General features: G+C 63.1%; 19 protein-coding genes and 4 pseudogenes. 15 read left to right on the top strand and 8 right to left on the bottom strand.

Annotation, left to right across the window (positions count from 1 at the left end):
* The first annotated feature begins 109 nt into the window (after window positions 1-109).
* The 8 genes and pseudogenes from rtcA (at window position 110) to CAP2UW1_RS24480 (ending at window position 7,966) form a co-directional block, all read left to right on the top strand.
* Window positions 110-1,183 carry an RNA 3'-terminal phosphate cyclase gene (rtcA, locus tag CAP2UW1_RS08795; RefSeq protein ID WP_015766283.1) on the top strand — a complete coding sequence of 358 codons (1,074 nt, stop codon included), beginning with the start codon at window positions 110-112 and terminating at the stop codon, window positions 1,181-1,183.
* A 178-nt stretch (window positions 1,184-1,361) separates the two neighbouring features.
* Window positions 1,362-1,886, top strand: a complete 525-nt coding sequence (locus tag CAP2UW1_RS08800) for a glycine cleavage system protein R (RefSeq protein WP_015766284.1) — start codon at window positions 1,362-1,364, stop codon at window positions 1,884-1,886.
* Window positions 1,887-2,119: 233 nt separating this feature from the next.
* Window positions 2,120-5,674, top strand: coding sequence for a cadherin-like domain-containing protein (locus CAP2UW1_RS08805; RefSeq protein WP_015766285.1), 3,555 nt, complete (start codon window positions 2,120-2,122; stop codon window positions 5,672-5,674).
* 239 nt (window positions 5,675-5,913) lie between these two features.
* A complete protein-coding gene (locus CAP2UW1_RS08810; protein ID WP_015766286.1) occupies window positions 5,914-6,474 on the top strand; it encodes a PEP-CTERM sorting domain-containing protein in 561 nt (186 codons plus the stop codon).
* 356 nt (window positions 6,475-6,830) lie between these two features.
* Window positions 6,831-7,091 (top strand): antitoxin, encoded by a 261-nt coding sequence (locus tag CAP2UW1_RS08815; RefSeq protein ID WP_015766287.1) that lies wholly within the window; start codon window positions 6,831-6,833, stop codon window positions 7,089-7,091.
* Entirely contained in the window at window positions 7,088-7,546 is a 459-nt protein-coding gene (locus tag CAP2UW1_RS08820) for a type II toxin-antitoxin system VapC family toxin (protein WP_015766288.1), read from the top strand. Before CAP2UW1_RS08815 ends, CAP2UW1_RS08820 begins: the two co-directional genes overlap by 4 nt.
* 61 nt (window positions 7,547-7,607) lie before the next feature.
* Window positions 7,608-7,847, top strand: a pseudogene (locus tag CAP2UW1_RS26070) (DUF3291 domain-containing protein).
* Window positions 7,835-7,966, top strand: coding sequence for a DUF3291 domain-containing protein (locus CAP2UW1_RS24480; protein WP_081444137.1), 132 nt, complete (start codon window positions 7,835-7,837; stop codon window positions 7,964-7,966). Before CAP2UW1_RS26070 ends, CAP2UW1_RS24480 begins: the two are co-directional and overlap by 13 nt.
* 139 nt (window positions 7,967-8,105) lie before the next feature.
* Here CAP2UW1_RS24480 and CAP2UW1_RS08830 read toward each other — a convergent pair.
* Window positions 8,106-9,035, bottom strand: a pseudogene (locus tag CAP2UW1_RS08830) (IS701 family transposase); the annotation flags it as partial.
* 417 nt (window positions 9,036-9,452) lie between these two features.
* Window positions 9,453-9,836: pseudogene (locus CAP2UW1_RS08835) on the bottom strand (transposase); the annotation flags it as partial.
* A gap of 278 nt (window positions 9,837-10,114) precedes the next feature.
* Between CAP2UW1_RS08835 and CAP2UW1_RS08840 the strand changes: the two are divergent.
* The gene (locus CAP2UW1_RS08840) at window positions 10,115-10,549 is read left to right on the top strand and encodes a hypothetical protein (protein ID WP_015765733.1); all 435 of its coding nucleotides are present in this window, start codon (window positions 10,115-10,117) and stop codon (window positions 10,547-10,549) included.
* A 5-nt stretch (window positions 10,550-10,554) separates the two neighbouring features.
* On the opposite strand, the gene CAP2UW1_RS08845 is transcribed toward CAP2UW1_RS08840, so the two are convergent.
* Window positions 10,555-11,583 carry an IS1595 family transposase gene (locus CAP2UW1_RS08845; RefSeq protein WP_015766238.1) on the bottom strand — a complete coding sequence of 343 codons (1,029 nt, stop codon included), beginning with the start codon at window positions 11,581-11,583 and terminating at the stop codon, window positions 10,555-10,557.
* 379 nt (window positions 11,584-11,962) lie between these two features.
* On the opposite strand from CAP2UW1_RS08845, the gene CAP2UW1_RS08850 reads away from it, so the two are divergent.
* The 5 genes and pseudogenes from CAP2UW1_RS08850 (at window position 11,963) to CAP2UW1_RS26075 (ending at window position 15,888) form a co-directional block, all read left to right on the top strand.
* A complete protein-coding gene (locus tag CAP2UW1_RS08850) occupies window positions 11,963-12,487 on the top strand; it encodes a DUF6431 domain-containing protein (RefSeq protein WP_012806124.1) in 525 nt (174 codons plus the stop codon).
* A 129-nt stretch (window positions 12,488-12,616) separates the two neighbouring features.
* Window positions 12,617-13,939, top strand: coding sequence for a DDE-type integrase/transposase/recombinase (locus CAP2UW1_RS08855; RefSeq protein WP_012806123.1), 1,323 nt, complete (start codon window positions 12,617-12,619; stop codon window positions 13,937-13,939).
* A gap of 2 nt (window positions 13,940-13,941) precedes the next feature.
* Window positions 13,942-14,736: an ExeA family protein gene (locus CAP2UW1_RS08860; protein ID WP_012806122.1), complete on the top strand. Its 795-nt coding sequence runs from the start codon at window positions 13,942-13,944 to the stop codon at window positions 14,734-14,736.
* The gene (locus CAP2UW1_RS08865) at window positions 14,733-14,930 is read left to right on the top strand and encodes a hypothetical protein (RefSeq protein WP_012806121.1); all 198 of its coding nucleotides are present in this window, start codon (window positions 14,733-14,735) and stop codon (window positions 14,928-14,930) included. The genes CAP2UW1_RS08860 and CAP2UW1_RS08865 overlap by 4 nt, the downstream gene beginning before the upstream one ends.
* A 233-nt stretch (window positions 14,931-15,163) precedes the next feature.
* Window positions 15,164-15,888, top strand: a pseudogene (locus CAP2UW1_RS26075) (ISAzo13-like element transposase-related protein).
* A 222-nt stretch (window positions 15,889-16,110) separates the two neighbouring features.
* Here the strand turns inward: CAP2UW1_RS26075 and CAP2UW1_RS08875 are convergent.
* Window positions 16,111-16,587: a PEP-CTERM sorting domain-containing protein gene (locus CAP2UW1_RS08875; RefSeq protein ID WP_015766292.1), complete on the bottom strand. Its 477-nt coding sequence runs from the start codon at window positions 16,585-16,587 to the stop codon at window positions 16,111-16,113.
* 302 nt (window positions 16,588-16,889) lie between these two features.
* Window positions 16,890-17,126, bottom strand: a complete 237-nt coding sequence (locus tag CAP2UW1_RS08880) for a hypothetical protein (protein ID WP_015766293.1) — start codon at window positions 17,124-17,126, stop codon at window positions 16,890-16,892.
* A 666-nt stretch (window positions 17,127-17,792) separates the two neighbouring features.
* Between CAP2UW1_RS08880 and CAP2UW1_RS08885 the strand changes: the two genes are divergently transcribed.
* The gene (locus CAP2UW1_RS08885) at window positions 17,793-18,083 is read left to right on the top strand and encodes a hypothetical protein (RefSeq protein ID WP_041567786.1); all 291 of its coding nucleotides are present in this window, start codon (window positions 17,793-17,795) and stop codon (window positions 18,081-18,083) included.
* Between the two features lie 351 nt (window positions 18,084-18,434).
* Here CAP2UW1_RS08885 and CAP2UW1_RS08895 read toward each other — a convergent pair whose 3' ends face one another.
* The 3 genes from CAP2UW1_RS08895 to CAP2UW1_RS08905 form a co-directional block, all read right to left on the bottom strand.
* Window positions 18,435-18,821: a hypothetical protein gene (locus CAP2UW1_RS08895; protein WP_015766295.1), complete on the bottom strand. Its 387-nt coding sequence runs from the start codon at window positions 18,819-18,821 to the stop codon at window positions 18,435-18,437.
* Window positions 18,822-18,836: 15 nt separating this feature from the next.
* On the bottom strand, window positions 18,837-21,080 hold the full coding sequence (locus CAP2UW1_RS08900) for a hypothetical protein (RefSeq protein ID WP_015766296.1): 2,244 nt from the start codon (window positions 21,078-21,080) through the stop codon (window positions 18,837-18,839).
* A 337-nt stretch (window positions 21,081-21,417) separates the two neighbouring features.
* Window positions 21,418-22,296, bottom strand: a complete 879-nt coding sequence (locus tag CAP2UW1_RS08905) for an SCO family protein (protein WP_015766297.1) — start codon at window positions 22,294-22,296, stop codon at window positions 21,418-21,420.
* Between the last annotated feature and the right edge of the window lie 19 nt (window positions 22,297-22,315).

Raw genomic sequence — 22,315 nt, forward strand, 5'->3', positions numbered from 1 at the left:
CTTATGGTCGAGATGACGGTTTGCGCTTCAAGGGCGCTACCCAGTAAGCAGTAACCAGTAACCAGTAACCAGTAACCAGTAACCAGTAACCAGGAAGCCATCGAACAACATGGAAACGATCACCCTCGACGGCGCGCAAGGCGAAGGCGGCGGGCAGATTCTGCGCAGCGCGCTGACGCTGTCGATGATCAGCGGCCGGGCCTTCCGCCTCGAACGCATTCGTGCCGGGCGGGCCAGACCCGGCCTGCTGCGTCAGCACCTCACCGCCGTGCAGGCGGCGGCGACGATTTCGGGCGCACACGTCGAAGGCGCTTCGCCCGCTTCGCAGTCGCTGTTCTTCGCACCGGGCGCGCTGCGCGGCGGCGACTACCATTTTGCCATCGGCAGCGCCGGCAGTTGCACGCTCGTTCTGCAGACCGTCCTGCCGGCGCTATGGTATGCCGACCGCCCGGCAACGGTAACGGTCAGCGGCGGTACGCACAACCCGGCCGCACCGCCGGCCGACTTCCTGATCCGCGCCTGGCTACCGCTGCTGCGGCGGATGGGCGTGCAGACCAAGATCGAGCTGCTGCGCCACGGCTTCTATCCTGCCGGCGGCGGTCAGGTGCGCGCCGAGGTTGCGCCCGGCAAGCCGCTTGGCCTGACGCTGCTCGAGCGTGGCGCCTGGCAAGGCACGCGCGCGACCGCCATCGTCGCCGGTGTGCCGCACGACGTCGCCCGCCGCGAACTGACGCAACTCGCGCGGCGCATTCCGCAACTTCAGGGCGAATGCCGCGTCCTGCCGCATCAAGAAGGTCCGGGCAACGCCCTGCTCGTCGACCTCGAGCATGCCGCCGTGCACGAAGTCTTTACCGGCTTTGGCGCGCGCGGCGTCAGCGCCGAACATGTTGCCGACCGGGTCGCCAAAGCTGTCCGCGGCTATCTTGACAGCCCGGGCGGGGTTGGCGAGCACCTCGCGGATCAGTTGGTGTTGCCGCTGGCGCTGGCCGGCAGCGGCAGCTTCAGCACCGGCAAACCGTCGAGCCACCTGTTGACCAATCTGGCGGTGATCGGCGCCTTCCTACCGGTAGCCATGCACGTCAGCGAGAGCGGTGGCTGCTGGCGTGTCGACATCGGCGGTGCGGCGCCTGGCGGTCTGGCCGCTGCCGCAGACAAGGGCGCAGGTCCGCGTCGCGACGAGTGAGTTGCGCGGGCAAGTGAGCGTGCCGGCGGCGGCTCGGCCGCCGGTGCAGGGCAAGGGCTGCCGCCGGTTCTTCAGCGCAGCGGGCCGCTCGTTCAAGCTGCGGGACTTGAACGACGCGAGCCGCGATCCGGCAAACGGCAAAGGGTAGAATGAGCGCTCACCTTGCCAGGAGCAGCCCATGAGCGTTTCCCTTGTTCTGACCGTTATTGGCGATGATCGCCCAGGTCTCGTCGAACAGCTTGCCACTGCCGTCAGTCTGCATCACGGCAACTGGCTGGAGTCGTCGATGTCGAATCTGTCCGGCAAGTTTGCGGGTATCGTCTGCGTCAGCGTTCCCGAGGAACAACTCGTTGCCCTTACCGACGCGCTCGCCGCCTTGCCCGGTCTTCGCGTCACTTCCGAGGTCTCCCACTCGCCTGTGGCGCAGGCTGGCAATCGGCGGCTGAAGCTTTCGCTGGTTGGTCACGACCGCATCGGCATCGTGCGCGAGGTCTCGCAAGTCCTTGCCCGGCACGCACTCAATGTCGAGGATCTGAGCACCTACACGGCCAGCGCACCGATGTCCGCCGGAATGCTGTTCCATGCGAGCGTCGAGCTGACCGCCTCGTCGACGTTTGACGTGAGGGCGCTCACCAGCGAGCTGGAGGACCTTTCGAACGACCTGATGGTAGACATCACTCTTGACGAGGCGATTCGTATTTGAGGTCCTGTGGATCGGTCGGCGATGTCACCTCGCCCATGCGGCGAAGTGGTGCGTCTCTGTGCAGCGGGCGCTGCGAGGTGTCGGTATCCTTTACACTAGGTGGCGGGGAAAGATTGCAAAGTACATTAAAGCAGCAATATAAGAGTATGGTGCGAAATTTGCTTGCTGATTTTTCTTATACTGCGACGGAATTGCTTATGCCCTGTTGACGCGCTGTTTCGCAAGGAGATCTCATGAAGAAGCATGGCCACAATCGCTTCGGTTGGTTGTTCAACGGCGACCCCACGGCGTCGACCCAGCCTTTTTCCCGGGATGGTGGTGCTGAGACGATCGTCTCGCGCGACGAGTACCTGTCTGCGGGGCGCGACGACGGCACCAATGCGCGGAGCGCGACGAGCCCGAGTCTGGCGTCGTTGCTTGATACGAGCGCGCCAGACAGTCTGGCGGAGTCCAGCGTCTTTGGCGCAAGCGCTTTTTCCGCTGCACTTTCCCCGGCACTAGCCGCTGTTCCGATCAACCGCAACCCGGTTGCCAATAGCGACAGTTATAGCACCCGCCCCAACCAGCCGCTGACCGTCGTCGCACCGGGTCTGCTGGGCAACGACAAGGATCCCGACGGCGATTCCCTGAGTGTGTCGGTCCTCAACGTCACCGGTCTGTCGGGCAAGGGCGTGATCAGCTCAGGCGCGGACGGTAGCTTCATCTTCACGCCCAACGCGGGCTTCGCCGGCGACGCGACGTTCACCTACACCATCAGCGATGGATTTGGCGGCTCGGACACGGCCAGTGCCGTGATTCACGTCACCAATGCCGCGCCGGACGCGATTGCCGACGAGTTTTTCGTCCATGCCGGCCGCGTACTGTCGGTGGCTGCGCCGGGTCTGCTGGCCAACGACAGGGACTCCGACGGCGATTCCCTCAGCGTGTCGGTCCTCAATGTCACCGGTCTGTCGGGCAAGGGCGTGATCAACCCACGCGCTGACGGCGGCTTCACCTTCACGCCCAACGCCGGCTTCATCGGCGACGCGACGTTTACCTACTCCATCAGCGATGGATTCGGCGGCTCGGACACGGCCAATGCCGTGATTCACGTCACCAATGCCGCGCCAGTGGCGAGCGACGACCATTTCAGCACGCGCGGCAATCGTGCGCTCACCCTGAGCGCCCCCGGCCTGCTGGTCAACGATCGTGACGCCGACGGCGACGCCTTGCGGGTGAGCGCCACCAACACGGCAGGGCTGCAAGGCTCGCTCAGCAGCGCGCCGGATGGCGGCTTCACTTTCACGCCGCGGTTGGGCTTCGTCGGCACGACCAAATTCTCCTACACGGTCAGCGACGGCAACGGCGGTACCGCCACCGCCGTGGCCAGCATCGACGTGGTCAACCAAGCACCGGACGCGAACGCCGACGAGTACTTCGTTCATGCCGGCGGCGTACTGACGGTGGCCGCGCCGGGCCTGCTGGCCAACGACAAGGATTCCGACGGCGATTCCCTCAGCGTGTCGTCCCTCAACGTCACCGGCCTGTCGGGCAAGGGCGTGATCATCCCACGCGCGGACGGCAGCTTCACCTTCACGCCCAGCGCGGGCTTCGCCGGCGACGCGACCTTCACCTACTACATCAGCGATGGATTCGGCGGTTCGAGCACGGCCAATGCCGTGATTCACGTCACCAATGCCGCGCCAGTGGCGAGCGACGACCATTTCAGCACGCGCGGCAATCGTGCGCTCACCCTGAGCGCCCCCGGCCTGCTGGTCAACGACCGTGACGCCGACGGCGACGCCTTGCGGGTGAGCGCCACCAACACGGCAGGGCTGCAAGGCTCGCTCAGCAGCGCGCCGGATGGCGGCTTCACTTTCACGCCGCGGTTGGGCTTCGTCGGCACGACCAAATTCTCCTACACGGTCAGCGACGGCAACGGCGGTACCGCCACCGCCGTGGCCAGCATCGACGTGGTCAACCAAGCACCGGACGCGAACGCCGACGAGTACTTCGTTCACGCCGGCGGCGTACTGACGGTGGCCGCGCCGGGCCTGCTGGCCAACGACACGGACGCCGACGGCGATTCCCTCAGCGTGTCGTCCCTCAACGTCACCGGCCTGTCGGGCAAGGGCGTGGTCAGCCCACGTGCGGACGGCAGCTTCACCTTCACGCCCAACACGGGCTTCGTCGGCGACGCGACGTTCACCTACACGATCAACGATGGATTCGGTGGCAATGCGACCGCCACGGCGCTCGTCCATGTCGGCAATGCCGCTCCGGTGGCGGTAGAGGATTCCTATTCGGTGCACGTCGGCCGGACCTTGGCGGTCGCTGCGCCTGGCCTTCTCGCCAACGACAGCGACGCCAACGGGGATCCGCTGCAGGTGACCTCGCTCAACGTCACCGGCCTCCAGGGCACCTTGTCGCCGTTTGCCGACGGCCACTTCAGCTTCACTCCGACGGCTGGCTTTACCGGCACGACCAGCTTCAACTACACGATCAGCGATGGTTTCGGCGGCACGTCGACCGCAAAGGTCAATATCGACGTTTTCAACAACAAGCCGGTCGTCAACAACGACACCTACAACATCCGCCCGAACCAGGTGTTGAGCGTCGCCGCCCCCGGCCTGCTGGCCAACGACAGCGACCCCGACGGCGACACGCTGAGTGTGGTGGCCCTGGACGTCAGCGGCCTGCGCGGCAGCATTACCCCGTTTGCCGACGGCCACTTCAGCTTCACCCCGACGACGGATTTTGCCGGTACCACCAGCTTCAGGTACACGGTCAGCGACGGCGCCGGCGGTACGGCGACCGGCACGGCCACCATCAACCTGGTCAACAGTTCGCCAGTCGCGGTCAACGACCGCTATGCTGTCTATGCTGGCCGGACACTCGAGGTTGCCGCGCCCGGGTTGCTGGGCAACGACAGCGACGCAGATGGCGATGCCCTTACCGCCAAGCTGGCCGACGTTACGGGTCTGCAGGGCTCAATCTCGCTCCTTGCCGATGGCCACTTCATCTTCACCCCGAAGGCCGGTTTCACGGGGCGGACGAGCTTCAGCTACACGACGAGCGACGGCTTCGGCGGCACGGCGACCGCAACCGCCGCGATCGATGTCGTGCCGATTCCCACCAAGACGGTGAGCATAGGTAATGCTCCCGATCGCCAGTCCGGCCTTGGCGGCCAGTGGGCAGCCGCGTGGACCAACGCGGACATCGTCACTTCTATCGTCCACAAAGCCGACTACACGAATGCGACGGAGACCTGGAGCGCGGTGCGCTTGAACGGAGTAAGCCCGCAGACCCTGGCGGGAGGCGACATTTACGCTGGCGACCTGGGGGTCAGCGGGCAGTCGGAGGCAAGCAGCCCGGTGCGGCAGGAAATCGACGGCAAGGAAGCCTTGCGATTCAACCTCGCCGAGAGCGCAACCGGACTGACGGTCTATCTGTCGCGTCTTTTCACTCAGGACGACGGCGGCGACTTTGTCGAAAGCGGGCGTCTGCGTTTGCTCGACGCCGATGGTCATGTTGTCAAGGAAACGAGCTTCCACGCCGGCGGCGCGGCGGGAACGCAGGCCATCACCCTGACATCGGACCTGGCTTTCAGCGCCATCGAGCTGAGTGCCGGCGTCTACGACGGCAGCACCTTCGTCCCGGGGGGCTATGCCCACGCGGACGGCAGCTTTGCCGCGACGGTGACGAGCGATGCCGTGGGAGTCAAGCACGGCAGTGACTTCCTGGTCGACAAGATTGACTTCCAGGTGCCGGTCCTGGGTGTGCCGCTGACCGACGTCTTTGCCCCGTAGCAGCGGCCGAGCTACGGGATTTTTGGCCGAGTATCCCGGATGAAATGAAATGGAATTCGGGGCAAGGTTCGAGGTGCCTGGGGATCCCGGATTCCGCTGGCGCTGCATCCGGGCTACGGGATTGGCGGCCGAGTAGCCCGGATGAAATGAAATGAAATCCGGGGGCCAGCTCAACAGCAATCCTCTCGTCGGCACAAGACTGATTTCGCGCCGACGGGAGCCAACACAACGGGAATCATATGAAACTCTCCACCACCTTACGAAAGTTCCACGCTGCCGTGCTGATCGGCTGTTTTTTCATGGCCGCCAACGCGTCGGCCACGCTCCTCGTCGAGCAATTGCCTGCCGTGACGGCTGTCGGCCAGCAAGCCGACAAAAGTACGGGGCCCTATGCCGAAAGCGTGGCCGTGCCGGCGCCGGCGTCGATCAACAGAATCTCCTGGTGGGGCTACTACCTCGCCGGCAGCGTCCTCGACGACAGCTTCGTCATCGCGCTCGGCGGCAAGACGCAAAGCGGTAGTGTGAAGAGCGTTGCCGATGGCTCCGTAGATGGCCTTGATCTCTACCGTTACGAACTGACGCTTGCCACCCCGTTCGCCGTTACCGGGGTGACGCCGCTCGAACTGGCGCTGGTCAACGATAGCTTCGACGTCGAATGGTATTGGCAAGGCGCGGCCACCCTTGATGGCCGACGTGCCCTCGCCATGCTGCAGGTGCCGGAGCCCGGAATGCCTGGAGTCTTCGGGATCGGTCTCCTCGTGCTTGCTCTATCCTCCAGGCGCCGGCTGACCCGTAGCTGACCGCCCGGCGACTGGCGTGGGCCTGACGACAGGCCCGACCGACTGCACGATCTTCGTTGTGGCAGGCCTGGGCAGGCCGACCCGCGAGCTGCGGCTATCGCGGCGCCTTGACCGTCCTCAGAAGGGCTACCGCCGCCATGCGCGGTGCCTCGTAGTCGAAGCACCCCAGGAGCTTTCCGAGAAATCCCGCACCCCACGCCGCGGCGCAAACGCACGAATACGTCAAACGGCGCATCCTCGGCGTGCGGCAGATGCGTCCTTCGCCCTTCGCCCGCTCCAAGCGCTTGGCACAGCCCTTGATGCATCCCGTTACCAGGCATAGATTTTGGGATCTACCCCGGCAGCCGGAGGCAGCCATGAGCCAAGTCGCCAAACTCTTCAGCAACGGTCGCAGCCAGGCTGTGCGGCTGCCCGCTGCCTATCGCTTCGATACCAAGGAAGTCTTCATCCGCCAGGATCCGGAAACCGGCGACGTCATCCTGTCACGTAAGCCGGTGGATTGGGATGGCTTTTTTGCCGCGCTCAGAGGTGCCGATGTGCCGTTGGATTTTCTCGACAAGAACGAACGGAGCCAACCGGAACAAGATCGGGACCCTTTCAGCGGGTGGGGTGAATGAAGCGCTTCATGCTCGACACCAACGCAGCAAGCGAACTGATGAAGGAGAATCCAGCCCTCGTTCGGCGAGTCGTGGCCGCACCAATGGCATCGCTTTGCATCTCGGCCATCAGCGAGGGCGGGTTGCTCTTTGCCCAGGCAAAGCGGCCGAAGGCAAGGCGGCTCCATCGCGCCGTGCGTGAGTTCTTGCGGCGCGTTGATGTGCTGCCTTGGGACAGTGCTGTGGCGGAGCACTACGGCGTGGTGCGAGCCGACCTGGCGCGCTACGGAAAGACGCATGCCCCGCTCGATCTGCTGATTGCCACGCATGCGCTCAGCGTCGGCGCTGTGCTGGTGACGGTTCTCTCAGGTTGCCGGTCTGCTGGTCGAGGATTGGACGGATTGAACCCTGCCTCCGTCCTGAGTCCTGAGTCCGGCGCCCGGAGAGATCCCCGGCCACCCGGGGACAGCCCTTAAAAAATACCAGCTTGCGCAGATCAACGTCGCCCTCGCGAGGGACGAAATGGAATCCGAACACATGGCAGGCTTCGTCGCCAGCCTCGGCGAAATCAATATCATTGCCGACCGGACAGCGGGCTTCGTCTGGCGCCTGCAGACCGATGCCGGCGATTCGACGGCGATCCGCGTCTTCTAAGATCAGTTGCTGCTGGTCAGCCTTAGCGTCTGGGACGACCTGCAGTCGCTGCAGCACTTCGTCTATAAGACCTCGCATGTCGAACTGCTGCGCGCGACCGCGACGCCTGGATGGCCAAGCTGAGGAGCGCTCACCAGGTGCTGTGGTGGGTGCCGCGCGGCCATACGCCGTCGGTCGAGGAGGCGAAGGACAAGGTGGAGCACATCGTCCGGCTGGATCCGACGCCGGAAGCCCTTAGGTAATCTCAGCAACTATTCATACGGTTGTGTAACTGAAGTTTAGACACACGCGGGTCCCGCCGGGCGGGATTTCCGCGGAGGCGATCGATGAGGGGCACGACGATGGCATTCCCCAGCACCGATCGGCGCTGGGCCAGACGCCTCAACACTGCAAACGCTGATCCTGACCGGGGAAAGGCATCATGAATTGACCGGACTTCGGGTCATAGGCGTCACGCAGGGGAAGTCCGATAAATTGAATCCGCAGCCATTGAGCGAAAAGGCCCGCGGTGATCATGGCACCCTTTCGCCAGGGCGCGATGGCCATCAGCGGAAAGGACTGCCACAACTGCAGAGCCAGCAATTGCGTCAAGGCATAGGCCGTGGAGCGAATCTGCATCCACAGTTCCAGGGCAGCCTTTGACCGCTGCCACAGATTGGCTACTCCCCACCAGCGCTTCAGGTTGTGAAACAAGGGCTCGATCCCCCAGCGCTCGGCGTAGATCTCCACCACCTGTTGCGCCGAGAGCTCGGTCTCGGTCGCCAGAATCAGGCGCGGACGCGACCAGGTGTGGTCGGACAGGAACATCTCGCACCACACTGCCCGTACCGGGACACCCTTCAAGAATCGCGCCACGGCGAGGGCCGAGCGCACCCGAACCCGCTGCACCTTGCCGTACAGCAGCAGTTCCATCTCCTGCACCGGTAAGGCTTCGAGTACCACGGCATCGATCCGGAGGCCGTACTTGCGCTTGCGTCCTCGGCGTTTCGGCTCCGGCTCGGGCGGCAGAAACAAGGCCGTATCGCGGCGCACCTGTCCGATGATTCGGACCTGTTGTTCGAGCAAAGGAAGAATCAGCGTGCTGCGCATGAACCAGGCATCGATCAACAAGCGCACCCCCTTGACCTGCCCCCGGATCGAGTCCATCAATTGCCGTGCCACCCAGAGTTTGCCCCGTTGGCCCGACTCTTCGAGCAGCCATGAGCGAATGGGTACCGTCAGCGCCGAGCCCAGCCGGACGCGAACAACGAGAGCCAGCGTGACCCAGCACTGGCTGTTCAAAAAGGTCGGCCGATTGGCCTTGTGGCTGTTGAGCACGGTCAGCTCCCGTGATGGGAAATCGCTCCACTTTGGTCAAGCAAGTTGATGGCTTTGTCGATAACTCCATGATTTCTTGGGAAATCACGATAAGTGATGGAGTGCTCGAAGTGCCATCACGGTATGATCAGGACTTGGTCAACAAGAGTGATGTGTTGTAATGGTCTGACTTTGTTTGGTTTTTCTTGTTACCCTGTCATAAATAATCACGAGCGTGATGGGCTCGATGACTCGGAGACGGGTCAAGGGCAGGCTGCGGCACTATGCAGCCTGGCGAAGCACACCCTTGACGCGGTGGAGAGTCGATACGCTCGATCATGGCTGTTGGTGCGGCATTTCGCGCCAACAGCCATGATGACTGGCTGCGGTTTCCCACCCAATCATTCGCTAAGCCATCAAGTTCTGTGAACATTGAAACATCAGAAACGTTGGCGGTACACAGCTGTGATCGTGCTTGATACTGATCCCCGGCCCGACCTTCGCGCCGCGCGGAACCAGCGTATCGTCGAGGATCAGGGTGACCAGTTCGGTCGGGCACACCGTCAGCACCAGCTGCAGCAAACGCAACGACAGTTCCGTGACCGACACGTTTGCCCGCTCGATGAGCTTGTAATAGGTCGCCCAGTGCGCCTCTCGGCGAATGGCCCCGATGGCCCGCGTAACCCAGCCTTCCGGGTTGAGCATGCAGCCGATCAGGAGTTCGACGAAAGTTCGGCGGGAACGCGGTGGTACGGCCACCAGGAGAAAGGAAATCCATTCCGAGAGCAGCAAGCCAACGTTGGCAGCGAGAGACATGAGGGAAAGTCCGAGATCGAAAACGATCCCTCATTGGTCGCCGCGCGCTGCTTGCGCGAGAACCATGCGCAAGCAGCGCGCGGCGACCTCACGATTCTCTTGTCATGTCAAGTCTTTTTTTTCATTTTTTCGAAAACTTTTTTCACGGCGCCGGGATGTCTTCGGCATCCGCCGGCGATCGCGAGTGTCTAAACCGGCATTATGGAGCAGCCACCCCCAGCGGCTGACGCTCAGCCCGGCGAAAATTCTCTTGTTTTCAACGAACAGGAGCATTGTTCATGGCGGAGAGCCACGTGGTTACGGCCCTGATCAGCAAGCGCGCCGAACTGGCTGGGCTGATCGAGCATCATCAGAAGGAAATGGATCGTCTGGCGGATGATCTGGCCCACCTTGACGCCACCCTCAAGCTGTTTTCCCCGGAGATCGACCTGCGGACGATCCGGGTCAAGGCCCACCGGATGCGGAACCGTTTCTTCCGCCCGGGGGAATGCCAACGCCTGGTTCTGGACATCTTCCGCGAGGCTCAAGGCGCAGCGCTGAGCAGCCGCCAGATCGGCGAAGCGCTGACGGCACGCCGGGGTCTGGAAGCGACCACCGTCATGATCGAGCAGATGCGGAAGAACGCCATTGGCGTCGTGCATCGCCTGGAGCGTAGCGGCACCCTGATCCCTGCCGGCCGTGACGGGCACGGCGCCACCTGGGCGGTCGCCTGACGCTTTCACACCGCCAGGCTTTCCCCCAGTCGGTGGTTGCCCTGCCAGTACCCGCACCAATCCCGACTCACCAGGGCACGGGCGCACTTGCCGAGGATGTCCCGGAAGATGTCGCCGTTGCTCCAGCGCCGGGTGTCTTCCCGGTAGGCCATCTCGTTGGCGTAGTTGTCGAGGTACTTCGGAGCCGCCTTGTGGATCTGGCCGATGTGGAAACGGCGGAAGCGGGAGAAATACGATTCCGCCAGGTTGTTGGTCGTGCCGTCATCGGCGCGGTACTCCTTGCCGTGGTTCACCCGGCGAACCTCGTACTTGGCAGGGAGCCGGTCGTAGGCGTCCGATTCGTCGGCACAGATCACCGCACCTGGCGCGATGTAGGCTGGCGCCAGTTTGCCGAGGTCGGCCTGGTTCTCATTCTTGACGATGAAGGTCAGCGTCTTCTTGGCCCCGGCGTTGCCGGCCTCTACCTCCGCCTCGGTGTGCGCCTGACGCATCACCAGGATGCAGCGCTTGTCCGGGTCTTGATTCTCTGCCAGGCGCCGGTCTACCCGGTCTTCCTTCTTGTTCTCCGGCCGGACCTTCCCGCCGACATACGCGCCATCCACGTGTATCTCGCCCTGCAGAGCGGATTCCTCCCGGCCCACCAGCAGGCTCTCCCGGATCTTGTGCAACAGCACGTAGGCAGTCTTGTGGGACACGCCCAGGTCGCGACCCACCTGCAGCGCGGAAATGCCCTTCACGGCGTTGGTGAACAGGATCACGGCCGCCAGGTACAGGCGCAGCGGCAGCTTGTGGAAGGCGAAAATCGTTCCGGACGTGACCGAGAAATCCTCCTGGCAGCCCGCACAACGCCAAATCTTGCGGGCCGGGCGAAAGTAGTGCCGGTGCGCCATGCCGCAGTGCGGGCAGACCACTTCCTCCCCGTCGCCCCAGCGCGCCTCGCGGAACAGGGTAAACGCGTCGTCGTCACTCATCGCCAGGACCTGAACCACGGACAGGGTACGGGCTTTGGCTTTCAGGAGGAAATGTAAACTCATCGCACGGGCTCATGGGGTTGGGGCATGAGCCGCAGTGTAGGGCGCTATAGGCTCACAGAATGAGCTCGCCAGAAAGAACAGGGGCGGCGGCGTCGCCAAGCCCGGCGGACGAGTGGGGTGGCTGCTCCATAATGTCGGTCTAAACTTCAGTTGTGTAAGATACTTCTAGTTGACTGTGAGATTAGAGGTATTGCTGATGGGGGTGTTACGTCCGCCCCTAAACGGGATTGAAGGGCTTTGAATATCGCGCGTACTTTGAGCAGGAAGATCGAAGGATCTCCTGAGCGAAGGCGGAATGAAGAAGGACGGAGAAGGGCTGGAACACCTCTGCTATCGTGGGAAGTTATCGAGACGACCGAGATAGAAAAGAGCCCAGCCCATGCAACGAATTGTAGCCGGCATCACCACGCTTGAGCAGCACGTTGAGACGACTCAAAAGGCCGCTGAAGTGTATCGACCGAAGTCGTGCCCGCACTGCGGGCTGGGAGTGGTCCATCAGCATGGTCACTATGAGCGAAAGGCCGACCGCCGAGCCGTGCCGCCACGGCTCAACCCGATCCCCATCCTTCGCTACCGTTGTGCCGGATGCCGACGCACGTGTTCGCGCCTGCCGGAATGTATCGCACCGCGACGCTGGTATGACTGGTCGGTGCAACAGCAAGTCCTGCAGCAGCGGCTGAACGGCGCGGCAGAGCACCCCGGCGGTCCACCTGACCGGCACACGGGCGCGCGCTGGTGGAACTGGTTGCAGGAGCGGGGAAAGGACTTTGTGTTTCACCTGCGCGTGCGCTTTGCCGAACTCGGCCGGGCCGTTGACACGCACGGTTTTTGGCACCAGGTGTTCAACAGCCTGGGTCTGCCGCGGGCCATGTTCTGGCTCGATCAAGAGATGAGCGTCCCATGATTTCCTGACACCGAGCGAGTGGCGGACGGTGGGGACCCCGCCCGGGCGGGGTCCCCACACAGTTTGCTCGTGGCATTATTTCGGCCCTTTTGTTTTGATGACGACTCCCATTCACCCCGAGGAGTCGTCATGAATCGAATCAATCCGATCGCCTTGTTTCGCCTGTCCGTCCTGGGTTCGCTGACCAGCCGGGAACGGCTGGATCACGGCGAATTGCAGCAGACCATCCGCGCCCTGGCCGAGCGCGAATACACCATTCCCGGCACGCGTCGGCGCCATGTTGCCGAGAAGACGATTCAGGGCTGGTATTACACTTACCTTGCCCAGGGCATCGATGGCCTGACACCCAAGACCCGTGTCGACCGCGGGCAATCGAAGCTATCGCAAGCCATTCAGACCGCGATCCTTGCCGCGAAGCGCGACAACCCGCGCCGCTCGATCCGTCAGATTCGCCAGTTGCTCGAAGCCGCCGGAACGGTGGCTCGCGGCAGCCTGTCGCGCTCGACGGTCCACCGGCTGCTGCAACAGCACGGCCTGTCGCGGATCAGCGGCTCGGCCAGCCTGCCCGAGGAGAAGCGCAGCTTCGTCGCCGCTTCCGCGGGCGCCATCTGGTATGGCGATGTGATGCACGGTCCCCGCGTGCCTCACGAGGGCAAGCTCGTCAAGGGGTATCTCGTCTCGCTGTTCGACGATGCCTCACGTCTGGTGGCTCACAGCGCTTTCTGCCCCGGCGAAACGGCGCTCGACATCGAAGGGGTGCTCAAGCAGGCGCTGCTGAAGCGAGGCCTCCCGATCAAGCTCGTCGTCGATAACGGCGCGGCCTACCGTGCTGAGACCCTGCAGGGGATCTGCGCCCGCCTGGGCATTCACCTGATCTATTGCCGGCCCTATGCGCCCGAGGGCAAGGGCAAGTTGGAGCGCTGGCACCGGACCTGCCGCGACCAGTTCCTGTCGGAACTCGACGAGCGCCACATCAACAGTTTCGAGGACCTCAATGCGCGTCTCTGGGCCTGGCTGGAGCGGGTCTATCACCATACGCCGCATGCCGGCCTCGACGGGATGACGCCGCTCGCGCGCTACCAGCAGGATTTGTCGAAGATTCGTTCGCTGGGAGCGCTGGCCGCGCAGCTCGATGCCTTGTTCCGGTATCGCGTCAGCCGTCGAGTCAGGAAGGATGGCACGGTGTCGTATCAGGGGGCGCGCTTCGAAGTGCCTTTCGAACTCTCCGGCAAGACGGTGTGTCTGGTCGTCGATCCGCATAGCGGGGCGGTCATCGAGGTCGAGGACGAGCACGGCAAGGGGATCGGCGCCGCGACCCCGCTCGATGCCCTGGGCAATCTCGATCGCCAACGAAATAAATCCGACCCGACAGACGCCGCTCCCGCCTCGCCGTCTGGCCCGAATCTGATCGAACTCACCTATCGTCAGTATTACGACCGCAAAGGAGACTGAAGATGTATCTGCAACACTTTGGTCTGCGCCATCCGCCTCTGGGCAAGGACGCCGCCGAGCTGTGGGATGACGGTGCGCTGGCGCAACTCGCCGAGCGCTTCCAGTGGCTTCTGCAATCGCCGGGCCTCGGCCTGCTGACCGGCGAGGCCGGCGTGGGCAAGACGGCCGCCTTGCGCCTCGTGACCGCCAAGCTCAATCCGCATCGCTACCAAGTCATCTACCATGCCGAGACCGATTTCGGACGGGCAGACCTTTACCGGTGCCTGGCCCAATCCCTCGGCCTTCAGCCGAGTTATCGTCGCGCCCAACTGTGGCGCGACATCAAGGCGCATATCCATCATCTGGCCGACGCCAAGCAACTTCTGCCGGTCTGGATCCTCGACGAGGCGCAGAATCTGCCACCCGAATTCTTCCGCGATTTCCCCGCTTTTCTCAACTTCGCCTTCGATTCGCGCGATCTCATCACTGTCTGGCTGGTCGGTCACCCGATCCTCGCCCAAACCCTCGAACGGGCGTCTTACGCCGCACTCGCCGGCCGCATCCAGGCACGCGTGCATCTGCGACCGGTGCTCGAACGCGAGCGCTTTGCGCAACTCGTCGGCCATGCCCTCAAGAGCGCCGGGTGTGCGCATACCCTGCTCACCGATTCCGGCCTGGAACTCCTGCGCCAAGCCAGCAAGGGCCTGCCGCGCCACGCCGGGCGCATCCTGCGCACCGCCATGCGTCTGGCGGTGCCGCGCGCACTCAATCATTTGCCCGACGATCTGCTGCAAGCGGCTATCGAGGAGTTGCGATGAAACGCCGCCCTCACTCCCTCTTCCCCGACGGCCTCTCCGACGAAAGTGCGGCGGCGATCAGCGAGTTCCTTCACCAACTCGCCGCTGCTTGTGAGGCCCGCTACCTCGTCCAGCTTCGCCGCCACCGCAGCCGTCAGATGAACCTCTACGATCCCGAAGCCCCTTGGAGAATACCTCCAGGCGAGCCCTTCTAGCCCTCTCGTCCCACGCTGACGCCGGAACCTCTTCTTCCGGCGTCAGCGTGGGACTTTGCCATCATCTCAACCTCGAATGGCTCGGGTTGAAGAGTTCCAGATATCGCGGGACGTAACAGGGGGTCACCACGGTAGCTGAAAGGCAGGTTTCTCTTGAAGCCGTCCACCTCGACGATATCCGACTTGCGGCGAGCAAGATGACGGGGCCGAGGCGCAGGGCGTTTCAGGCGGCGATGGCGTTGAAGTATTGTAGCGGCAGTGCTCGGCGTGCCGAGGACGTTTTCGGCTGGAGTCGGCAGGCCGTGCAACTCGGTCGGCATGAGAAGCGTACCGGTATCGTTTGCCTGGGGCTCCACACGCTCTGTTGCGGTGCGAGGTTGTCAGAGAAGAAACACCCGGAGGTGGCGCAGGCCCTGTGGGCACTGGCGGAAAGTCATGCCCAACAAGATCCGACGTCTCGCACGACCTTGTCGTTCACCCGCCTGAGAGCCGAGGCCGCCATCGAGCAGCTACGGGCGCAGGGATTTGCGGACGATGTGCTGCCCTCCCGAAGCGGCGTGTCGGAAGTGTTGAACCGCAACGGGTACCGGTTGCGTCCGGTGCTCAAGGCCAAACCCCAAGAAAACTCCCTGAAACCGACGCCATCCTCGCCAATATCCGGGGACGTGACCGCGATTGCCAAGACGAAGCCGTCATGCGCTTGAGCATGGACGGCAAGGCGACGGTGAATAGTGGCGAGTACTCGCGCGGTGGCAAGACGCGGGGTGACAACCGGGCGACTGACCACGACATGGGATGCGAGGAAAAGCACACCCCGTTTGGTGTCGTCAATGAAGACAGTGATCCCTCCCTCTGTGCTTCGGAAGCTCGGCGAAGACCAGCGATTTCATCATCGACAATCTCTACGCGTGGTGGGAGTGTCAAGCCCCCGAGGAGTGAACTCGCGTCACACACATAAGGCACTGGAACGGCGCCAAGCCGACCGACACACGAACGATGCTGGAGTGGGCCAAGAGCATGGCCTGGAAAGGGGCTCATCCCGTCGTCGAGCTGAGCCGCACGGTCTACGAGAAAGGAGATACTGTGGCCAAGCTGGCCAAGCCAACATCGCAGACTCCCGCCGCGCTCTGGCGCAGCGTAAAGAGCCCGCGCCGGGCGGGCTTCTACGGTGTGCTTGACCTCAACGCCGCTTGCGCCACGTTGCGAGGCCTGCCAAGCCTAGACCGAGCAGAGCGAGGCTCCCGGGTTCCGGGACCGTCCCCGTCTCAGTGATGGTCATGATGGCGGCAGTGTCGGTGCAGCCGCGGAATCCTGCGCAATACGTCCCCGGGCCGACAAACGCATCCGTAGTCACCCAAAAGTAACCAAAAGATCCCGATGCAATGTTGAAGTCAATTTCGGGGCCGCCCAGAGGAGAGCGGATAGCGACTGACAGAACGGTCTCGCCGCTGGGCAGAGTGATCGAGTCGAAGTCCGTCAGTTGGAAGGTCGTATCGCTCGAGATCAGGGTTGGGACCGTCAGAACGAAGTCCGGCAGGCCGTCGCCGAAGATGCTGTTCAGCGTGTATTGGAAGGCTGCGTGTGCTGCGCTGCCCGTGGCAAGAGCCGCGACGCTGGCGATCGCGGCAACTAGGTTTTTCGTACGCATAATTTTCATGGAGAAAGGGTCCTTGGCTGGAGGTTCTGTGGACGGCCCCGCTGGTCGTCTCGAATTGCGGTCTGCGGACGTCGGAGCGCGCCGCCGATACATTTGAGGTTCTCTTCCCGGGTCACAGCGAATGAAAAGCACAGAACATGCCATGTTGAGACGGTTCGCAAGAAAACAACCACTTGGAGACTCCAGAGCGATTCTGACGGGGGGCGGGCGGTGATCTGTAAAATTTTTCGACGAACGACGGCTGCGTGTGGTGCACCTCGCGCACTGCAAATTCGTCTCGTTCTACCTTGTTTGTTTGCATTTCAATCTGATGCCGAAGGCATCCCGGCATGCCGTCGAAAGGCCGACTGCATTGCCTGGCGCTGCCGCTGATGCCTCTCGGTAATGGATATGGCGAGGTCTTCGTCAGCCGTGATGTTGGTGGGCAACCGGTGGCGCATGATCTCTACGAGGTTGCGGCAGGAGAGCAAGTCAGCCGTATCGCGAAGGGCCATGCGCTCTTTGGCCAGAAACATGGTGGCGATCATGACCAGCACCATGTGATCGTGCCTGGCCTGCCAACGACGTAGCTGACATTCGTTGGGTCAGATAGTCGGCCATGGCCCCGGCCCTTCTCGCCGTCACGAAACAACAAGCGGCGTCCGGCTGATGCCGGCGGAGCGGCCGCCTGGTCAGTCCCTATCATAGGCTCTGCCGCGGTCCGAAGCCGACGTGGCGCCCGACCCTTTGACGAACGTCGCTCGGCCACGGTGGGTGCCGGATCTTGGAGATGGACCGCTTGATCCGAATGCACCTCAGCGAAGAAGCGCTTTCTATCGCCATCCCGTTTCCGAAGTAGCAAGGGCAAGTGCCCGTAGCCCCCATCAAAGCCAATGCACGAAAAGTGGAAGCCTTCCCGCCTCCGGCGTATCACCACCTCTAGGGGCGATCTCGCCCTTGGTACGGAACTCCTGTGCCTCCTCGGGTACCCCGACCACCTCGCAACGGACCTTAGGTAATTTCCGCAAAAACGCCATACCAAGAGTCATGGCAGTAGACCGGGCTTACGTCCAGCAAAACAAGTCGCCACGCCAGTGGTTCGGTATTGTGATTCCGGGAAATCGCCCAAGTATGGGCGGCTGGCGGCTTCCGGGTAGAGCACGGGTAGTAGGAGCTGCAGGGCGTCGAGCGGGAAGGCAAAGTGCACCGGGCGCGATGGGCTGACCTTGGGCGGTGAGGCGGTCGGCTTCGGCGAGCCGGCCGTAGAGCGCGGCATGGGCTTGCTGGACGAAGGCGACCGGGAGCGCCGGCGTGCCCGCGGCGACAGCGGTTTCGAGCTGACGTTCGGCTTCGATGTGCGCCAGGGCGACACGCTGCAGGCGCGCAACTTCAGGCTGGTCGGAGAAGTCTTGCCGCAGGGCGCGCCTGATGGTGTGCGGATGGGTGCTCTGGCCCTCGATGCGATTGCAGTAGCAGGAGTTCCATCTCCCGCACCAGTTCGCGCAGGCTGGCCATGAGCACGGCGCGTTCGCAGCGGGTGAGCGGCTTCTGACCAAAGGCGATGTGGCGGATCAGATCGCAGGGATCCGTCTCGCCCGGCGAGTTGCGGCTATCCCGGTGCCTTGACCCTTCTCAGAAGGGGTACCGCTGCCATGCTCGGTGCATCGCGCGCGTCCACCTCCAGCACGGCCAACGGAGCGGCGAACCGATAGACGCGGCGGGAGAACATGCCGCGTGCGCTCAAGGCCGTGTTCCCCATGTACTGGAAGTGGACCACGGCAGCGACCACGCGCTGCTGGGCCTGTCCCGCTGTCGCGCTGCCAGGACGTGTGGCGGTCGCCGCTCCTGGTGGCCCGGGTGCAGCACGGTTATTTCCGCAGCAGCCCATCCGCTCCCTCTTCAGGTGTCGCCGCGTCTTCCGAATAGATGGCTGGCAGGCCAAAGGCCTGCTCGCGGGCCAACAGTCCGGCATGCAGGCGTTCGACCAGTATGGCAGCGGTGGACAGCGCCAGCCACAACAAGAGCCACTGCCGCCAGTCGCCGCCGAGGAGCCAGGCGGCCGGGGCGGCAGTCCACAGGCTCAGACAATAGAAGCAGCCCAGCAGCTTTCCGAAGAATCCCCCTCCCGCGCCACGGCGCAAATGCACGAATACGTCAAACGGACCATCCTCGGCGTGTAGCAGATGCGTCAGACGCCAGACGGCCAGCGTCGCGACGCAGAAGAAGAGCCAGGCTGCCTCACTTGTCTGCTGCATGCCGATCGCGCGACCTCATGAACCGCGCTGAATGACCAGGTTGTACTGCAGCGGCCCGTAGTAAACGGGGTAATTGCTGCTGTGGCCATCGGTGCGGCGAACGCTTGCGCTCAGGTTGAGCGTGAAGCTCGACAACGTTTCGTCGGGCCCGAGCCATGGAGAGCTGCCCGGCGGATTGAGCTGCACCGCGACATGGTCGTTCACGTCGGCATCCACATCGACGCCGAACAGCGTGCCGAACAGATCGCCGCAGGGCGGTGGGCCGGCCAGGTAGTCGAGGTGCAGGGGATGTGCCGATGCCAAGTCTTCCAGCGGGAAGTTGGGCGTATTGCACTTGGTGACGCTCAAGGTGTAGGCGCCGAGAAAACCTTGACGCTGGACGGCCTTGAACTTCAGATCAAGCCTTGCATTGACCAACTCGCTGCCCGTCAGCGTGAACAGAGGGCATGGATTCGTGGTGGCTGTGCCGATGGTCACCTCCTTGAAGTTCAATTCGGGGCCGGTATGGTCGACATAGAGCCGGATGCTGTCCTGATACAGCGGCGCCGAGGTCACCGGATCGCTCCACAGCTGGACTTGCTTGCCATCCGGGCCGTAGGCCTTGAGGCGGAACTGCACGCTGCCCGGCCCGCCCTGGTACGAATACACCCAGCTTGGGATGACGGCCTTGATGAACCAGTCCGGGCCGGACCAGTCCATGTTGCCCTGGATATTGTTGTAGGCCAGGACGTCCTGCTTGGGTTGCCCCTTGACCAGTTCGAGATTGTGGATGAAGGGGCCCGCCTTGGTGGCAACCCACTCGTTCACCAGGGTCTTCCAGTTATCCAGCATCAGGGCCTCCTGATAGATGCTCCAGTTGGTCCAACTGCCGTCGGGTCGTCGCGCGCGATACTCGAGGGTGAAATGCGGCACCTGGTCGTACTTGCCGATGCACGCACTCATGCGCAGCGCACCCCACCAGGCGGCACACTGGGTCTGCGGAATGTCGATCTTCGAGGTGTCGGTGCAGGTCACGCGGCCATCGCTGTCCAGAGTAACCGTTGAGGGTTTGCCGACCGGGATGAAGCCGATGTGCGAGATCGGCTTGCCGTGGCAACCGGTGGGCGTATGCCAGTAGCTGGACGGTATGCAGATGTTCAGGCGCTTGACCAGCGGCACGTTCCAGTAAGGCGCGGTCTCGTACGGCGTGCCCCCGGGCAGGGTAGCGCCGAGTACCTGGATGATCAGGTCCGGCATGGCTTCGAGAACCTCGTTCTCGCCGAGGGCGACGTCGGTATTGGTTTCGTCGATCAACTGGGCCAGGCTGCGGCTGAAGCGAAAGATGTAGTTGCCATTGCGGTCGGTGCTGGCCTGACCAAGCTCCTCGCGGTTGCCTTCGCCGGTGTACTGGCCACCTCCGAGTTCGGCGAGCGTACGGTCGTATTCCAGGAAGCGCAGCGCCGCATTGACGAGCGACTCGGTCTGGCAGTTGCGGATGCCGATGTCCAGCAATCGGCCGAGGGCAACCTTGTCCAGGGCGGCAATGGCGCTCACGGCCTGAGCCACTTCGACCGTGCGCACGGGAACCCGGGTCGTTCCGGCAGCGGCAGTAGATTCGCTGCCGCTATCGGCTGCCTGCTCGACCGGCACCGTCCTCATCACCTGCGCCCGCTTGACCGGCGTATAGGTCTTGCCCTGCACCGGGATCAGCACCGGCGTGTAGGCCTGCCCGCTCAGCAGCGCGGCCGGCAACTCGGGCGGTGGATCCGGCAGCGGGATGCGCTGCGGTGGGATGCTTTGCGGATACAGCAGCTCGATCGCTTGGCGCAGGACCGGGAAGCGACGCGCCTTGGCGAGGGCGAGGGCACTCTCGAGGTAGATGTAGCCGGGATAACAGGGGTTGTAGGCGCAACCGCTGTAGTTGCTCACGTGCCCATAGATCAGGAAATCGGTTTCGGTAACCGGGGTGGAGAAGGTCAACACCAGGTCGTTGAAGTCTGCGTCGCCGCCCCACACGTCATTGGACTGGAGATCAAACTGGTACTGCCCGGCCGACTTTACCGGGAAGGTGATCTGGTACTCCGAATCAGCCCAGGATGACCCTCCGGGGTCACTCTGGATGCGCACCGACCAGATGCTGCCGGTCACATAGACCGGCGCATGCGGCGCCACGTAGGTGCCATTGCCGTGTGTCGCGCCGCTGATGATGAAACGCTGCGCAAAAGCCGCATGTTTCTCCTTGACTGCAACTGTCCAGTTGCCGTGCATGATGAGAGGCATTTGTCACGCTCCTTTCCGGCCTTGCCGATGCAGGCCGATTGGTCAATGGGAGGGACACCCGGCGAACCGCCGGCCAAGGGCATCTCCCGTGGATTCCACACGTTGCACTCGCCATCACCCGACAACTCCCTGTGCCGAGGGTTATCGCCGGCAGCCCGCCGATGCGAATGTCCAACGCCAAGCCGGGCGCGGTGGTCGCCGCGCCTGCTTCGGTCGAAGAGCAAGAAAGGGAATTAATTAAATGCAGTGTAGACGATGGCACGCGGGAAGCAAGGTCTTTTGCGTGGCCGCGGTGACGGGCGGACGCCGCAAGCGCTGGTGGCAGCGGCCAGATCCTTCAGGGGGTTTTTGGCGTGCCCCGACGTCGGTTTTTCCAGAAGTTGACCGACAGGTAGATCATGAAGCCGACAAAGGTCAGGAAGCCGGCGAACTGGAAGTACAGCGAGTAGTTGGTACGGTAGCGGCCGGTCAGCGGATCGTAGATCGAGCAGATGATCCTGACACGTTCCATGATCTCGGTGAGCGTGCCCACTTCGCGTGGGATGGCCGAGCCGGCGATCAGCACCTTGAGCGGCTCGGCGAGATCCTCGGCAGTGAACTTCTCGCCATAGACCTGGCGCACGATCGTGCCTTCGGCGTCGACCATCGTCATCTGGTTGAGATGGTCGAACCCGGCTGGCGTGGCGACGAAACTGAAGCCGAACTCGCGCGTGAGTTCACCGACGATCGCCGGGGCAGGGCTCAGGAACTCCCAGTTGGGCAGGTGGATGCCGTATTGCCTGGCGAAGTCCTTGAGGGCCGCTGGCGAGTCGAAAGGCTGGTTGAAGCCGATGCTGATGACGTTGAAACGGTCGGCACCCATCACGTCGACGGTATTCTGGACGGCCTTCTGCAGGTTACGGGTGGTCGTCGGACAGACCTGGAAGCAGGCGGTATAGATGAAGCTGACGAGCAGCGGCTTGCCGCGATAGCGCGCCAGTTGTACCGGTTGCCCTTCGCGGTCGAGGAGGACGAAGTCGCCTACGCGTTTGCCAATCGCGCTCTGCGACAGCGCGAAGGCCGCTTTTTCATCGAGGGCGGTGAGCGCCAGGCCGCTGTTGACGCCCTGCGGACGCGCCGTGAGCTTGGGTTTCTCGGCGACGTCAGTGTCGGCAAGCAGCGGATTGACTGCGAGAAAGAGAATCGACGCGACCAGCGCGCGAGCAAACCGAGCCATCGCGGAAACCTGCCTGTCG

Origin of the sequence: Candidatus Accumulibacter phosphatis (genome assembly GCF_000024165.1) — a bacterium.
GTDB lineage: Bacteria > Pseudomonadota > Gammaproteobacteria > Burkholderiales > Rhodocyclaceae > Accumulibacter > Accumulibacter phosphatis.

What these genes read in the sequence shown, in the direction of transcription:
- rtcA (WP_015766283.1), top strand. Translation starts at nt 110, where the DNA reads ATGGAAACGATCACCCTCGACGGCGCGCAAGGCGAAGGCGGCGGGCAG.
- CAP2UW1_RS08800 (WP_015766284.1), top strand. Translation starts at nt 1,362, where the DNA reads ATGAGCGTTTCCCTTGTTCTGACCGTTATTGGCGATGATCGCCCAGGT.
- CAP2UW1_RS08840 (WP_015765733.1), top strand. Translation starts at nt 10,115, where the DNA reads ATGGCGGAGAGCCACGTGGTTACGGCCCTGATCAGCAAGCGCGCCGAA.
- CAP2UW1_RS08845 (WP_015766238.1), bottom strand. Translation starts at nt 11,583, where the DNA reads ATGAGTTTACATTTCCTCCTGAAAGCCAAAGCCCGTACCCTGTCCGTG.
- CAP2UW1_RS08860 (WP_012806122.1), top strand. Translation starts at nt 13,942, where the DNA reads ATGTATCTGCAACACTTTGGTCTGCGCCATCCGCCTCTGGGCAAGGAC.
- CAP2UW1_RS08905 (WP_015766297.1), bottom strand. Translation starts at nt 22,296, where the DNA reads ATGGCTCGGTTTGCTCGCGCGCTGGTCGCGTCGATTCTCTTTCTCGCA.
- CAP2UW1_RS08875 (WP_015766292.1), bottom strand. Translation starts at nt 16,587, where the DNA reads ATGAAAATTATGCGTACGAAAAACCTAGTTGCCGCGATCGCCAGCGTC.
- CAP2UW1_RS08865 (WP_012806121.1), top strand. Translation starts at nt 14,733, where the DNA reads ATGAAACGCCGCCCTCACTCCCTCTTCCCCGACGGCCTCTCCGACGAA.
- CAP2UW1_RS08820 (WP_015766288.1), top strand. Translation starts at nt 7,088, where the DNA reads ATGAAGCGCTTCATGCTCGACACCAACGCAGCAAGCGAACTGATGAAG.
- CAP2UW1_RS08880 (WP_015766293.1), bottom strand. Translation starts at nt 17,126, where the DNA reads ATGGTGCTGGTCATGATCGCCACCATGTTTCTGGCCAAAGAGCGCATG.
- CAP2UW1_RS08850 (WP_012806124.1), top strand. Translation starts at nt 11,963, where the DNA reads ATGCAACGAATTGTAGCCGGCATCACCACGCTTGAGCAGCACGTTGAG.
- CAP2UW1_RS08805 (WP_015766285.1), top strand. Translation starts at nt 2,120, where the DNA reads ATGAAGAAGCATGGCCACAATCGCTTCGGTTGGTTGTTCAACGGCGAC.
- CAP2UW1_RS08900 (WP_015766296.1), bottom strand. Translation starts at nt 21,080, where the DNA reads ATGCCTCTCATCATGCACGGCAACTGGACAGTTGCAGTCAAGGAGAAA.
- CAP2UW1_RS08815 (WP_015766287.1), top strand. Translation starts at nt 6,831, where the DNA reads ATGAGCCAAGTCGCCAAACTCTTCAGCAACGGTCGCAGCCAGGCTGTG.
- CAP2UW1_RS08895 (WP_015766295.1), bottom strand. Translation starts at nt 18,821, where the DNA reads ATGCAGCAGACAAGTGAGGCAGCCTGGCTCTTCTTCTGCGTCGCGACG.
- CAP2UW1_RS24480 (WP_081444137.1), top strand. Translation starts at nt 7,835, where the DNA reads ATGGCCAAGCTGAGGAGCGCTCACCAGGTGCTGTGGTGGGTGCCGCGC.
- CAP2UW1_RS08855 (WP_012806123.1), top strand. Translation starts at nt 12,617, where the DNA reads ATGAATCGAATCAATCCGATCGCCTTGTTTCGCCTGTCCGTCCTGGGT.
- CAP2UW1_RS08810 (WP_015766286.1), top strand. Translation starts at nt 5,914, where the DNA reads ATGAAACTCTCCACCACCTTACGAAAGTTCCACGCTGCCGTGCTGATC.